This window comes from Pricia mediterranea, assembly GCF_032248455.1.
Classification (GTDB): Bacteria; Bacteroidota; Bacteroidia; order Flavobacteriales; family Flavobacteriaceae; genus Pricia; species Pricia mediterranea.
The window spans coordinates 1,167,267-1,181,264 of sequence record NZ_JAVTTP010000001.1; the positions used below are offsets into that span (position 1 = coordinate 1,167,267).

Consider the following 13,998-nt stretch of genomic DNA (forward strand, 5'->3'; position numbering starts at 1 on the left):
ATAAGTCAATAAAAACACCGCGTTTATCGATTTTGCCAATACTATAAATATGGACCCATCCCGTTCAACAAATCAAAAAACCTATATTCATATAGCTCAAACTTTTTTGATGCACTTGAGAGGGCAATTCCCCATTACCCAAGCTACACAACCCATAAAGTTGCGGAAAGCTTCAGATTTTGCGGATATATTAAATATTCATGTAAATCACTTGAATCGGGCCGTCAAGTTGTATACAGGTAAAACTACAACCTCAAATATAAACGAACGTTATGTAAAGGAAGCAAGGGGACTGCTCAAAAGAACTGACTGGCCAATTACTACCATAGCTATAGTTTTTGGTTTTAGGGAGGCCAATCATTTCAGTACCTTTTTCAAAAAACATGTAGGTTGTACACCAACAAATTACAGAACAATAAAAATCAAAAAATGATAGTAACCCGTTTGATATTCATTATTTTCTTGGTATCGGGAATATGTGGTGCCCAAGGGTCCATGGATGAATCGGACAACATATTGATTGTCTATCTATCAAGAACGAATAATACTAAAGTTGTGGCCGAAATGATCCATGAAAAAGTGGGCGGTGATCTAGTGGCATTAGAATTAAAAAATCCCTATCCAGCAGACTATCAGTCCATTGTCAAACAAGTGGCCGAGGAAAACCGAACCGGATTTCTTCCTCCCTTGAAAACAAAGGTTGATGTTGATAAATATGATACTATTTTTTTAGGCTTCCCCACTTGGGGAATGCAATTGCCCCCACCCGTAAAAAGCTTTTTGACCCGGTACGATTTTGAAGATAAGACGGTCATTCCTTTCAACACCAATGCTGGGTACGGAATTGGCAGTAGTTTTCGAACGGTGGAAAGCCTTTGCTCCGATTGCAACATTTTAGAAGGTTTTTCTGTAACCGGCGGCATTGAGAGGGATGGGATTTACTTGGCCATAAAAGGGAAGCGAAAAGTAGAAGTAAGGGAATTACTTATGGAATGGCTTGAAAATCTTAAACCCTTGACTATCAAAAACTAAAAACATGTGGGATTTTGGTATAGTAGATTAAAACTGTTTGAATTTCGTAGGCAACACCCAATATATAATCTTTATTTTTAAGTAAATTTTTTAAAAATGGCAAAATTCAACTTAAATATCAACGGATCGGAACACAGTGTAGATGTTGATCCAAATACTCCAATGTTATGGGTGTTGCGCGACCATATTAAATTAGTTGGTGCTAAATATGGTTGCGGTATCGCTCAATGTGGTGCCTGTACGGTACATTTGGGTGACAATGCTGTGCGTTCATGCCAGCTACCTGTTTCTTCGGTCGGGGAGCAACAAATTACCACTATCGAAGGTTTGTCAGAAAACGGCAATCATCCAGTTCAAAAGGCTTGGTTGGAGGTCGATGTCCCTCAATGCGGCTACTGCCAAGCGGGGCAGATCATGACGGCTTCCGCTTTGTTAAAAAGCAATCCGAAACCATCCGATAGTGAAATTGAAACTGCCATGAACGGCAATATCTGTCGCTGCGGGACGTATTCGAGAATCAAAAAGGCCGTGAAAATGGCTGCTGATTCCGAAGTGTAGTATAGCAACTTAAAAATAACTAAAATGAGCACCGTAAAAATAAAGCTGGGCCGCCGCGCCTTTATAAAAAATACCAGTCTTGCCAGTGGCGGACTTGTTCTTGGATTTAGTTTTCTGAACTCCTGCAAGCCCAAAGATGTGGAAAAAATGGCCGTTAGGGAAATGCCTAAGGAGTGGTTTGATATCAACTCATATTTGAAAATAGGAGATAACGGTCTAGTGACAATAATGGCTCCTAATCCTGAATTTGGTCAAGGGGTTATAACTTCTATGCCCATGATCGTTGCAGATGAATTGGACGTGGACTGGAACGATGTTTTAGTGGAACAGGCAAATTTTGATCAAGAAGAATATGGATGGCAGTTTACTGGAGGAAGTCAAGGTATCCGGCGCAGATGGGAAGGCCTGCGTATGGCCGGTGCAACTGCAAAACAAATGTTAATAGCCGCAGCTGCACAAACCTGGCAAGTGCCCGAATCAGAAATTACCGTTTCAGACGGTACACTGAACCATACCGGTTCCGATAAATCGGCTGGTTATGGAGAAATGGCTTCCGTCGCTGCAAAAATGGAGGTTCCAGAAGAAGTCACCCTTAAGGAAGTAAAGGATTTCAAGATTATCGGGCACTCAAAAAAAAGTGTGGAAAATAAAAAAATCGTTACCGGAAAACCGCTTTTTGGTCTCGATTATCAACATGACGATGCTTTAGTGGCGATGGTAGTACATCCACCCGCCTTTGGATTGACGTTAAAATCGTATGACGATTCTCAAGTAAAATCGATGCCCGGCATTGTCAATGTCCTTAAAATAAAAACTTTGGAGGATAGTTTTACCCGCGGATATTTTGATACCAATGCATTTACCGATTTAATTGCCATTGTTGGAAAATCAACTTGGGAGGTCATGAACGCCAAGAAACAGTTGAAAGCGGAATGGGAGCCTATCTCAGATTCTAAGTTTAAAATGGACCGATTTGGCACCCAAATGGAAGTTGATGTTCCAAGTGGATTGGAAAGTACGGAAGACCATTATGCAGAAATGAACAAAATGGCCAATAGATCTGGCACCACGGCCCGAAAGGACGGAAATCCTGAATCGATATTCAAAACTGCGGCAAAGACCATTGAACGCTCGTACAGTTGTCCGTTTTTGGCGCATAATTGTATGGAACCCATGAACTTTTTTGCCCATGTAACCGAGGATAGGGCAAAGCTTGCGGGACCTTTGCAAGCACCTGTACTCACCGCCCCCACTGTTGCGGCCAGATTAGGGATGCCCGTTGAAAATATAGAGATAGAGCTTACCCGTATGGGAGGTGGTTTTGGTAGGAGGGCTTATGGACACTATGCTGTGGAAGCGGCCTTGATTTCAAGAGAAGTTAGGGCTCCTATAAAGTTGGTGTATACCAGGGAAGATGATATGACCTGTGGCATATATCGGCCCTCCTACCAAGCGTACTACAGGGCGGCACTGGATGAAAACAACGATCTGGTGGCATTCCATGTAAAAGCGGGAGGTATACCTGAAACCCCACTTTTTGCCGACCGATTTCCTGCCGGGGCCGTCGAAAATTATTTGGCACAACAATGGGAGATTAATTCTAACATCACTATTGGAGCATTTAGGGCACCCCGCTCTAATTTTATGGCAGGAGTGGAACAGGCTTTTTTGGATGAGGTCGCCGAAGCAGCTGGAAAAGATCCCATCGACTTTAGATTGGAATTGTTGGATAGGGCAAAAAACAACCCGGTAGGTGAAAACAATGAATACGAACCAGATCGTTTGGCAGGGGTATTAAAGCTTGCACGTGAAAAATCAAATTGGTCCGAAGTTCCCTCTGGGACGCACAGGGGCGTATCAGCATATTTTTGTCACAATAGCTATGCCGCACATATCGTAGATGTGGTCATGGACGGCGATACACCAAAAGTTGAGAAAGTGGTCTGTGCTATAGATTGCGGGATCGTTATCAATCCTGATGCCGCGGCGAACATGGCCGAAGGTGCCATAGTTGATGGTGTAGGAAACGCTATGTATGGTGAGCTTACATTTATTGATGGTAGTCCACAACAAACTAACTTTGATACCTATAAAATCATCCGTCATTCCGAAGCTCCTAAAATTATTGAAGTCCATTTTGTTCAAAATGAAATTGATCCTACAGGGTTAGGCGAACCTCCGTTTCCACCAGTTTTTGGAGCTTTGGCCAATGCACTTTACAAGGCCACTGGAAAGCGAAATTATGACCAGCCATTTGCCGTTGAGAGGAGAATTGTTGGGTAGTTTTTTATTAAAACTGAAAACAAGTATTTATTTTGGATTGGCTATCCTTCGAATTGTATTGTTTTATAAAATCAACCATTTTCGGTACTGATATAACCACCTAAAGTTTAAATAAATCTGTTTTAACTGTAATAAACTTGGTGAACAAAACCCCACCTTAATCTAGACTTTCCGGAAAGCGTCATTCGTTTACATTTGAGGGCGGATTAAATGTACTTTCAAAATGGACGCAATGTCAACGCAAGTGCATAAATCATTGAAGCGCGAAAAAACTCCTTGCTCTCGCCAGCGGTAACATAGTATTCGATAGAATGGAAATAGAACTCTTGCGTATACACCCAGTCGCTTGTAAGGCCTGATAATGATTGTGATTTGGAATCTATCGCCTCCTGCCGAAACACGGTCCTTCGTGACACCTACCCTTCCACTAAGCCTGAGAAGATTAGCTATTACGCTCAATTGATAGAATAGATTTGTAATACGCATTTTTTCATAAAACACATACAAATCTTAATCCGAGTTTTGTGTTATTTTCTATGAGGCCAAATTTTTAGAATACAGAATTAACCTCAAAAAAATTGACTATCCTGTAAATGCAAATGGGAATAAGATCCGTGCCCTATTCCCATAGCCTCTTTAAAAAACTAAACTAACTCAACTCAAACTAACTAAACTTTAAATCTTCTTGACATAGGTTACACCTTACTCTTTTAAGCTCTTTAAATAAACCATTGTTTGCGGTACCTGTACACTTTTCAACTTACTTTCGTCCTCAATATAATAATGTTCGACACCGGCTTTTTTAGCAGCTTTCAATACCGCTGGAATATCTAATTGCCCTGTGCCAAGCACCACATCGTTTTCTTGAGAGGTCGATCCGGTCATATCGCCCTTTACCCCTTTACGCAAATCTTTAAGATGCATTAATTTAAATCGGTCGCCATATTTGTTCAGTAATTTGGCAGGGTTCTGTCCGGGGAAAAAAACCCATAGGATATCTATCTCAAAAGACACATATTCCGGATCGGTATTTTCCATAAGATAATCGAACAAGGTACCCTTTTTATAGGGGTCGAACTCATAACCATGGTTATGATAGCAAAAAATTAATCCGTAATCTTCCTTTAAAATTTTACCGGCCCGGTTAAAGTCCTTAACTGTTTTTTTGGCATCATCAAGATCAAAAGTGCCTTCATGAGGAATCCAAGCTGTTCGAACAAATGATGCCCCAAGGGTTTTAGCACTTTTAGCTACTTGTTCGGTGTTATTGATCAGTTCGTCATAACCGACACCGTAAGAAGAGCATTTTATGTCCCTGTCGTCAATCATTTTACGCAGCGAATCGGGGGAAGTTCCGAACAAATTGGAAAACTCCATATCGGTAATGCCCAAATTTTTAATAGTGTCAAGGGTAGCGGGCACATTTTTTTCAAAACTGGTACGATAGGTGTATGAAACCATACCGGGAGTTCCAGGGAAAAGCAGCCCTGTAGTTGACTTGATCTTAATAGAACGAAAGGCAACTGCCGAGCCTTCGTTCTGGAACAGGAGATGACCTTGCTTTGCCTGTCCGAAATTCTTTAGGTCCCTATATTTACTGTCCTTGACCAAGGATTTGATTTTATCCGAGTCCCTATCGTATTCCACGACTTTTTTGCCGTTGAGCCAGTGTTCGATATGGTTTCCGTCCACCACGATTTTCGCGGTGTTCCATTGATTTAAGGGCACGGTTGTTTCTTTGTCGGCGGGTATCAAATCGTAAAGAGATGCCAAGGTGCGGAGTTCACCGCGGTCAGGGTATTCAAAATTATCATTGTCCAAAATCTGATATTCAAGTCCCAAATACTCGCCCTTACGGCCGGGGTAGTCATCGGTGACAACATACTTGACCCCACTATTGGTCATGTTCGCTATCTGGAATTCGAAAACAAGCTCAAAATTTCCGTACTTTTCTTCCGTAATAAAATCCCGCTGTCTATGGCCCTCTCCCTCTTTCAGAACCTGGGCGTGAATCGCACCATCTTTAATATCCCATCCGGAACCGGCTAGTTGCTTGAGCCCATCAAAGGTTTTACCGTCAAAGAGCAATTCCCAACCTTCATGTTTTTCTGTGTCCGATAAGGTATTCGGCGTTTGTGCAAATATGGCAAAGCCATTGGCAAAAATTGCCAGGCAGAACAAAACAATAATCTTAACTCCTTTTTTGTACATATCTATCAAAATTAAACTACTGGCTCCCACCCTTTTTCATATTCGCGGTTCCATAATTTTTTGGCGTCGGGGTTATCGATGATATGTCCGTTCTTGGGATTGAGATTGAGGTCCTGACCCACCCGCCAAGCAATATTGCCGAGCTGCATGGCGACAACACTTTTATAGCCGGTCTCAACATCGCAGTTCGGTCGGCTATTGTTTCGGACGGCATCCAAAAAGTCGGCTACATGAAGGTTGTCCATACCCAAACTGGGACTTGAGGTGTTGCGTCCTTGAAGTCCGCCCTCGCCCATTTCGGATTTCTCTTCACGAACCAATTTTCCACTAAGATCATAAATTTGATACTCGTCTCCCCCTGTATCCAGACTTCCGTTATCCCCGTAAAAAATGACGCCACGATCCTTTCCTTCTATTTTTCTTCCGTTCCTGCTCCGGGATTCCCACATCAGGGATACCTTCCCAGGATAGTCCATCGTGATTATCTGTGTATCTGGGGTTTCCCAATCGTCGTCAAAATGATATTTTCCGCCTACCGAACTGACCCGTTCTGGAAAGTCCACGCCCAGTCCCCATCGGGCAACATCCACCTCATGTGTACCGTTATTCAGGGCTTCACCGGTACCCCAATGCCACAACCAGTGCCAATTATAATGAACCAATCCGTCTTTATAGGGTATGTGGGGCGCAGGGCCTTGCCATAGGTCATAATCCAACCAATCAGGAACCATTCCCGGTTTGAAGAAAGTCTCCTTGCGCTCGTTGGTATACCAGGTCTTGGCCGAATATACCCTTCCGATAATACCGCTGTGTAGTTCTTCGATTCCTTTGGTAAGTACCGGGGCCGAGCGACGCTGGGCCCCCATCTGCACTACCCGATCATACTTGCGCGCCGCCTCCACTGCCAGTTCGCCCTCTCTTGGGTTATGGCTCAAAGGTTTTTCGACATATACATGCTTACCGGCCTGACAGCCCATAATAGTTAAGGGGGCATGCCAATGGTCTGGCGTGGCTATATAGATTGCATCTATCGATTTGTCTTCCAGTACCTTGCGGCAATCTTTTTCGGATCTAGGTGTGTTGGTCTGTTTTGTTTTCAAGATAGTTTCAATCGCCTTTGGCATAGTCCTGACATCCACGTCGCAGACACAGGATACCTCGGTATGCTTCTGCCCCGCAAATGTACCCGACATACCGTTGCCACGACCGTTCAGACCGATAGTGGCCACGTGAATCCTTTCGTTGGCTCCGATGATATTGCGATAACTCTTTGCACTGAAACCATAGGCGGTACCGCCAAGGGCAAACCCGGCAGAGCCTGCCGCCACTGTTTTAATGAAGCCTCGTCTTTTTTTCATTTTCCTTTTATTTAAGTTCTTTAATCTTTATGTTTTTAAATGCTACGACGCCCCCGTGTTCCTGTAACATAATATGGCCTTTCTCGACCATACCGAATGCTGGCTCGGCCTCGTTAAACTTACTCTTTGTGACCGCCTTCTTATATCGGTTGCTTCCTCTTTTGTAGCTTAGAATCTTTACCCCGTTCAACCGGTGCTCCACTTTTTTACCGTTGGAGAGGATCCGTAACGTGTTCCATTGCCCAGGCGGATTTATACTCTTTTTCGATTCGTCCGGCGGCAAAACATCGTAAAACGAGCCGGTAAGATGGTCGGACTGATTAATGTCCTCGCCTTCCTCATCGTCTATGATTTGATATTCCATACCCAATTGCCCCCCGTTCTTGTATCGTGTAAAAAAATACTTGACCCCACTATTTACTCCAGGTTCGATTTTGTATTCTATGGACAGGTCAAAATTGGAATACTCGCCTACCGTCATGATATCCCCCCCTTTTCCATCTTGTATGGCAACGATGGATCCATCGATAACCTGCCAGCCGTCGGATACGGGGCTGCCGTCGGTGGCGGTCCATCCCTTCATATTCTTACCGTTGAACAATTGCTTCCAGCCATTCTGTCCTTCTTTTGAAGCCAGATTATTTTGGGAGAACATAGCATTGGGCATAATCAAAGCCATTGCCACGTACAAAATCATTTTTTTCATTGGATTCATTTTAATAATTATTATTGTCGAGTAAACCCGGGGAACTTCCCCCCGAGTTTCTCACAGCACCGTACGCGATACTCTCGCATCATACGGCTCCTATTGTTCCACTACGGAAAATCACTTCCCCGCAGTTCCACTTTGCGCCGGATATGGTTACTCCCGTTCTGCCCGTGGACATAACGGTTTTCCGTTCGACGGCTCGAAAAAGCCGAACAATACAACCCCTTCGCTCCACTTCCGTTACAAAAGCTTCATCACTACTGCGGGATGTTCCGCCCCCGTGCTACGCTTCGATACTTTCCTTCTAACAGTGTCTTTTGCTTGAAGTTTTCTCTTGCCATCGTAACGACAGGTTCCCACGTTCCGTATAAAGCCCATGCCAAGCTCGTGCCGCCTATACGCCGGATGCCGTAACAACGGTAGACAGGTAACCTTGTTACTTCTCCCAAGGACGATATTGCACCTTGGTTTTGACATCGTCTTACCCTTTCGACGCCTCGTCAGCGGTTCATTTGCACTCACCTTCTTGACAAACACCTGACCCTTTTAATAGGGCCTTTTCCTATAACGCTCACTACCACGGCATTTGGCCACAGCAGCTTATAGGTGGTTTGGAACCGGCGCCTGCACGCCGATTCCGGAGGGCCTGCCTCCATCTTTCATACAGCACCTAGTGCTAATTTCAATGAACTTATCACTAGTTCGTGACACTCAATATCCGGGATTCTGGGTTATTTTATCCGGGTTCGATTGAATGACCTGAAGGGGGATGGGAAACAACAACTGGTTGTCGCTCCAGGCCCCGGGGTCGAATCCATTGACCGTTGCCTGCTGCGCCGACATGACCGCCTGGGCGCGCTCGGTGCGCACCAGATCGAACCATCTGTGGTTCTCGAAGGCAAGCTCTACCCGCCGTTCCTCCTCGATGGCCAACAAAAAATCCTGTTGCGTGCCGAAAGCGGGGTAATCGGCCGGTACCGTTCCTCCCCCGGTACTATTCCTGGCCCGTTCCCTTATCCTATTGAGATAGGTCAAGGCAACATCCAATTGTTTGTTCTGCCGTACCAAGGCCTCTGCGTACAGCAAATAGATATCCGCCAGCCTTAATTCGATCCAGTTGTTGTCATTATCGCTTCCACTAAAGGAAACGTCATAATATTTCGTCACATATTTTTCGGCCACGAACTCCCCGTCGGAATCGGATATATAACCGTCGCTCATCGAAATCGATTTTCTTGGATCGTTTTCCGCATAGGCCGTTGACATGCTTTCAGTAGGTGCGTTGAACCCGCTCTTGTCCCCTACCAAAACGACCTCATTATCCGAAAACCGTGGGGCGAAACTATTGTTCCAAGGGCTACCCGTATCCGTACCGCCCTTTTTGTACTGTATTTCGAACAGAGATTCCGAACTGTTCTCATTGGCCACATCGAACAGGCTTTCATAATCCGGCACTAGGGAGTATGCCTCCATATTAATTACCTCTAACGCCTTTTCTTCCGCCAATTGATAATAGGAGTCACCCCTTTTTAAAGGATACCCTGCCATCGTCATGTACACTTTTGCCAACAGCCCTTTGGCGGCGCCGGCGGTTGCACGACCTATATCGACATCAGAGTAGCTATCGGGAAGGTTCTCTTCGGCAAACTCGAGATCTTGCACAATAAAGTCATAAACTTCCTCAATGGGGGACCTTCCCAGAACATAAGCTTCCTCAAGACTTAGCTCATGATCTACTATCGGTACATCGCCGTAAACGCGAGCCAGCCAAAAATAGACCAGAGCCCTAAGAAAATGTGCCTCGGCCCGATACTGCTCCTTGAGTGCCGGATTCGTGAATTCGACACCATCGATTTTATCCAGTACTATATTACTCCTCAAAACGGTATTGTAGCTATTGTTCCAAACGCTCAGCACAAAAGAATTATCGGATAAGAGCGGGTCTGAAAAGTTATCGATGGAGACCATGTCCTTTGAATTACCCGGTACCCATGAAAAACTGGTATTGTCCGATCGGACCTCGCCCATATAAATGAAGGGCTGGTCGTAAAGGGCATGCAGCGATTCATAAGGTGAAAGCACCGCCTGGTTCATGTCTTGCTCCGTTTGGTAGAACGTATTTACGTTCATGTCCGAAATGGGCTGAAGTTCAATAAAGTCCTTTTCACACGAAAGCGAGGAAAAGACCGCAAAAAGTAGTATTGATATTTTTTTCATGATAATGATTTTTTTAAATTAAAAACCGATATTAAGACCGATCATTATGGTCCTTGCAGATGGATAGCCAAGATAATCTCCTCCACGGGAAAGGCCCTCTCCCTCACTACTGGTCTCCGGGTCATAACCTGGATACTTTGTGAAAGTGTAAAGGTTCTGTCCGGTTACGTAAATGCGCAGGGCGGACATTCTTAACCGCTCCAAGAGTTGTTGGTCAAAGTTGTAACCTAAGGATACGTTCCTGATACGTAAAAAGGAAGCGTTTTCCACCCAATAGCTCGAAGGCTCTTTCTGCAAACCCTTTGGATCCCTGTTTGCCCTAAGTATGTATCCGTTCCCGGGATCCGATTCGGAACGCCAACGGTCCGTCAGTTTAATAAGCCCGTTCCGGTCTCCATGGTAAATTCCGACCATACGGTTAAAGAAGCTAAAGGTCTGTGCCCCCTGAGAACCGGTTAACTGTATGTTCAAATCCAAATTTTTGTAGGAAAAATCATTACTTATCCCATAAATAAAATCCGGCTGGTTGTCCCCGATGAATGTTTTATCGTCGGCATTCAGCATCCCGTCCCCGTTAAGGTCCACATATCTTGGGTCACCGGGAAAGTCATTGGGAAGGCTTGGGGATGCGTCCAGTTCCTCTTGGTCAAGAAAAACGCCATCATATATGTATCCGTAAAAAGTAGCGATGGGCTTGCCGATAGTGGTAATGAACGTGTTGCCGGCACTGGGCGCCCCGGCAAATATCGGCCTACCGTCCGGGCCTAAAGCCAAGACCTTGTTCTTGTTGAATGAAATATTGAAATTGGTAGACCACTGGAAGTCCCCAGTTATATTTTCTGTTCTCAGCAAAAACTCCATGCCCTTATTTTCGACTTCACCTATATTCTGTAATTGGGATGTGTAACCCGTTAAGGTGGGAACTGGTACGTCCAGTAATAAATCAACCGAGCGGCTTCTATAAAAATCGGCTTCCAACCGCACGCGGTTGCTGAACAATCCTAAATCGAAACCGAGGTTGTACTGTTCCGTCGTCTCCCATCCCAGCCCGGGATTGGCAAAGGTGTTAGGGTTAACAGCGTTCGCCAAGTTATTGTTCAGAACGTAATAACTTGAACCTGTTAGACCTATCGAGCCGTAGTCCCCAATCTTATTATTTCCTACTAGGCCCCAACTGGCCCTAATTTTCAGGTCGCTTACAGCATCTACATTGTCCATAAAGTTTTCTTGGTCGATACGCCATCCTACCGAGGCGGAAGGGAAAGTGCCCCATCGGTTGTCCTTTCCGAATTTCGAGGATCCGTCGGACCTTATACTCGCCGTTAAAAGATATCTGTTGTCATAGGCATAGTTAAGTCGGCCCAAATAGGACAACAATGAGTTTCTTGATTCGGTGCTCTCACCTCCTACGATCTGTCCAGCATTTAAGGTTCGGACCGCATCATTAGGAAAGTTTTGTGCATTCGCCCGTGCGTATTCGAAATAAAATTTTTGGGCGGTAAACCCGGCGAGTACGTTTAAGCTATGTTTTTCCGAAAACGTAGTATTGTAATTCAGGGTATGTTCGATAAGCCAGTTTTTATCGAGCCATGTCTCATTTCGGGCATCGGCGGTCTTAGGTGCCCGGGAACCATCGGTATCAACGAAGGAAGGCCTGTAATACTTTAAACGACGGTTGTCCATGGAACCGTTCAAGCTCAGTTTGTATTTTAGGTTCTCAAGTATGCCGTATTCGGCATAAAGTGAAGCGATGAAACCGTTGCTATTGGTAAAATTGGTAATGTTTTCCGCGATGCCTATCGGACTGGCTACATCACCCGCCCATATATCACGATTTCGGACCTGCGAACCATAGGTGCCGTCCAGATTTCGTACCGGATATATTGGGGGGGCATATATGGCATAGGCAAGTGGACTGTCCTTCCCCTCGTCCAGACTGTTCTGGTCCGAATAGTATCCACTGAAATTTACCCCGACCCTTAATCTATCATTGATGTCCGAAGTAAGATTTGCTCTTAAGTTGTATAATCTATAATCGCTATTGATTAAAATACCGTCCTGTTTGGTATACCCTGTGGAAGCAAAATAACGGGTATTTTCGGTTCCTCCCGACAGAGACAGTTGATGACGTTGGGTGGGAGCGCTTCTAAATAGTTCTTCCTGCCAATCGGTATCGGCAAAGTTGCTAGGGTCGTCAAAATTTTCGGGAATAATGTAAAAACTTGAGTTCGAATAGGTCTCACGTAAAGAGTTAGGATCGTTTATTGAATGGGGTGCATTCCCGGGGAGGGGCGGCCTGTCGAGCCAAGCCTGATTGTGCCCGTCCTTGAAAAATTCGAGATGACACTATCCCATTAACTGTGTAAGTTAAAAATAACGAGGGTTCGACTTTTATCTAAAGTCTGACCCTTTTTTCATAGATCGTCAGGAACTGATTTAGGATTATGCCCCAGTTCCTTACTGGCATCGACCACTTTTTGGTCGCCTCCCTTACTGCCAAATATACTGATTTCATTACTGCGTCGTCAGTAGGGAAGGACAATTTGTTTTTGGTATACTTTCTGATTTTCCCGTTCAGGTTCTCTATCAGGTTGGTGGTATATATGATTTTCCTGATCTCGATGGGGAACTCGAAGAATACCGTCAGCTCGTCCCAATTGTCCCTCCAGCTTTTGATCGCATAGGAGTACTTGCCTTCCCATTTATCCGAAAAGTCCTTCAGGGCGGCTTTTGCAGCGACCTGGGTGGGCGCGTTATAGATAAGTTTCATATCGGTCGTAAAAGCTTTTTTATCCTTCCAAACGACATATCTACAGGCATTTCTTATTTGGTGCACCACGCATATCTGGGTCTTGGACTCCGGGAACACGTTCCTGATGGTATCGGTAAAGCCGTTCAGGTTGTCGGTGGCCGTGATCAAAATATCCTCCGTGCCGCGCGCCCTCATATCGGTAAGTACGCTCATCCAGAAAGCGGCGGACTCGTTCTTGCCCAACCACAGGCCGAGGACCTCTTTCTTGCCGTCCCTCCGCAGTCCTACCGCGATATAGACGGTCTTGTTGATGACCTTTGAGTTCTCGCGTACCTTGAATACGATCCCGTCCATCCAGACGATAAGGTATATCGGTTCCAAAGGTCTGTTCTGCCAAGCCACGATGTCCCCGGAAATCTTATCGGTTATCCTCGATATGGTCGATGTGGAGATATCGAAGTTGTAGACTTCCCGTATCTGTTCCTCGATATCGCTGTTGCTCATGCCCTTGGCATAGAGCGAGACGATCACGTTCTCGATGCCGTCCACCATATTGCCGCGCTTGGGCACTATCATGGGGTTGAAACTGGCATCCCTGTCCCTTGGTACGGCAATCTGCGATTCCCCGAAGGAGGTGCGCACTTTTTTGGTCGAATGGCCATTGCGCGTGTTCCGGTTCTTGGATTTCCCATGCTTGTTATAATCCAGATGGCCATCGAGCTCGCCTTCGAGCATCTTCTCGATGCCGCGCTTTTGCAGTTCCTTTAAAAAACCGTTGAGCTCGTCACCGGTCTTGAACTGTTTTAAAAACTCGTCGTTGAATAATTCCTCTTTTTTCATAATAGTGTAAAAATTTAAAGTTAAAAAAATAGCGGGGG

The 13,998-nt window shown here is 45.0% G+C and carries 10 protein-coding genes; 4 read left to right on the forward strand and 6 right to left on the reverse strand.

From position 1 onward, the window contains the following. Positions 1-49 precede the first annotated feature (49 nt). The 4 genes from RQM65_RS04945 (at position 50) to RQM65_RS04960 (ending at position 3,873) form a co-directional block, all read left to right on the forward strand. Positions 50-433, forward strand: coding sequence for a helix-turn-helix domain-containing protein (locus RQM65_RS04945; RefSeq protein ID WP_314013140.1), 384 nt, complete (start codon positions 50-52; stop codon positions 431-433). Beyond that, positions 430-1,032: a flavodoxin gene (locus RQM65_RS04950; protein ID WP_314013141.1), complete on the forward strand. Its 603-nt coding sequence runs from the start codon at positions 430-432 to the stop codon at positions 1,030-1,032. The genes RQM65_RS04945 and RQM65_RS04950 overlap by 4 nt, the downstream gene beginning before the upstream one ends. Positions 1,033-1,128: 96 nt before the next feature. After that, positions 1,129-1,590 carry a (2Fe-2S)-binding protein gene (locus RQM65_RS04955; protein WP_314013142.1) on the forward strand — a complete coding sequence of 154 codons (462 nt, stop codon included), beginning with the start codon at positions 1,129-1,131 and terminating at the stop codon, positions 1,588-1,590. Between the two features lie 24 nt (positions 1,591-1,614). Next, a complete protein-coding gene (locus RQM65_RS04960) occupies positions 1,615-3,873 on the forward strand; it encodes a xanthine dehydrogenase family protein molybdopterin-binding subunit (RefSeq protein ID WP_314013143.1) in 2,259 nt (752 codons plus the stop codon). 702 nt (positions 3,874-4,575) lie between these two features. On the opposite strand, the gene RQM65_RS04965 is transcribed toward RQM65_RS04960, so the two are convergent. The 6 genes from RQM65_RS04965 to RQM65_RS04990 form a co-directional block, all read right to left on the reverse strand. Next, positions 4,576-6,084, reverse strand: a complete 1,509-nt coding sequence (locus RQM65_RS04965) for a 3-keto-alpha-glucoside-1,2-lyase-like domain-containing protein (RefSeq protein ID WP_314013144.1) — start codon at positions 6,082-6,084, stop codon at positions 4,576-4,578. Between the two features lie 11 nt (positions 6,085-6,095). Then, the gene (locus RQM65_RS04970; protein WP_314013145.1) at positions 6,096-7,442 is read right to left on the reverse strand and encodes a Gfo/Idh/MocA family protein; all 1,347 of its coding nucleotides are present in this window, start codon (positions 7,440-7,442) and stop codon (positions 6,096-6,098) included. A gap of 7 nt (positions 7,443-7,449) precedes the next feature. Continuing rightward, a complete protein-coding gene (locus RQM65_RS04975) occupies positions 7,450-8,148 on the reverse strand; it encodes a 3-keto-disaccharide hydrolase (RefSeq protein WP_314013146.1) in 699 nt (232 codons plus the stop codon). A 714-nt stretch (positions 8,149-8,862) separates the two neighbouring features. After that, positions 8,863-10,368 (reverse strand): RagB/SusD family nutrient uptake outer membrane protein, encoded by a 1,506-nt coding sequence (locus tag RQM65_RS04980; protein ID WP_314013147.1) that lies wholly within the window; start codon positions 10,366-10,368, stop codon positions 8,863-8,865. Between the two features lie 18 nt (positions 10,369-10,386). Next, entirely contained in the window at positions 10,387-12,633 is a 2,247-nt protein-coding gene (locus tag RQM65_RS04985) for a SusC/RagA family TonB-linked outer membrane protein (protein WP_314016786.1), read from the reverse strand. A gap of 130 nt (positions 12,634-12,763) precedes the next feature. After that, positions 12,764-13,960, reverse strand: a complete 1,197-nt coding sequence (locus RQM65_RS04990; RefSeq protein WP_314013148.1) for an IS256 family transposase — start codon at positions 13,958-13,960, stop codon at positions 12,764-12,766. Positions 13,961-13,998 lie beyond the last annotated feature (38 nt).

What these genes read in the sequence shown, in the direction of transcription:
- RQM65_RS04965 (WP_314013144.1), bottom strand. Translation starts at nt 6,084, where the DNA reads ATGTACAAAAAAGGAGTTAAGATTATTGTTTTGTTCTGCCTGGCAATT.
- RQM65_RS04950 (WP_314013141.1), top strand. Translation starts at nt 430, where the DNA reads ATGATAGTAACCCGTTTGATATTCATTATTTTCTTGGTATCGGGAATA.
- RQM65_RS04960 (WP_314013143.1), top strand. Translation starts at nt 1,615, where the DNA reads ATGAGCACCGTAAAAATAAAGCTGGGCCGCCGCGCCTTTATAAAAAAT.
- RQM65_RS04970 (WP_314013145.1), bottom strand. Translation starts at nt 7,442, where the DNA reads ATGAAAAAAAGACGAGGCTTCATTAAAACAGTGGCGGCAGGCTCTGCC.
- RQM65_RS04980 (WP_314013147.1), bottom strand. Translation starts at nt 10,368, where the DNA reads ATGAAAAAAATATCAATACTACTTTTTGCGGTCTTTTCCTCGCTTTCG.
- RQM65_RS04975 (WP_314013146.1), bottom strand. Translation starts at nt 8,148, where the DNA reads ATGAAAAAAATGATTTTGTACGTGGCAATGGCTTTGATTATGCCCAAT.
- RQM65_RS04945 (WP_314013140.1), top strand. Translation starts at nt 50, where the DNA reads ATGGACCCATCCCGTTCAACAAATCAAAAAACCTATATTCATATAGCT.
- RQM65_RS04990 (WP_314013148.1), bottom strand. Translation starts at nt 13,960, where the DNA reads ATGAAAAAAGAGGAATTATTCAACGACGAGTTTTTAAAACAGTTCAAG.
- RQM65_RS04955 (WP_314013142.1), top strand. Translation starts at nt 1,129, where the DNA reads ATGGCAAAATTCAACTTAAATATCAACGGATCGGAACACAGTGTAGAT.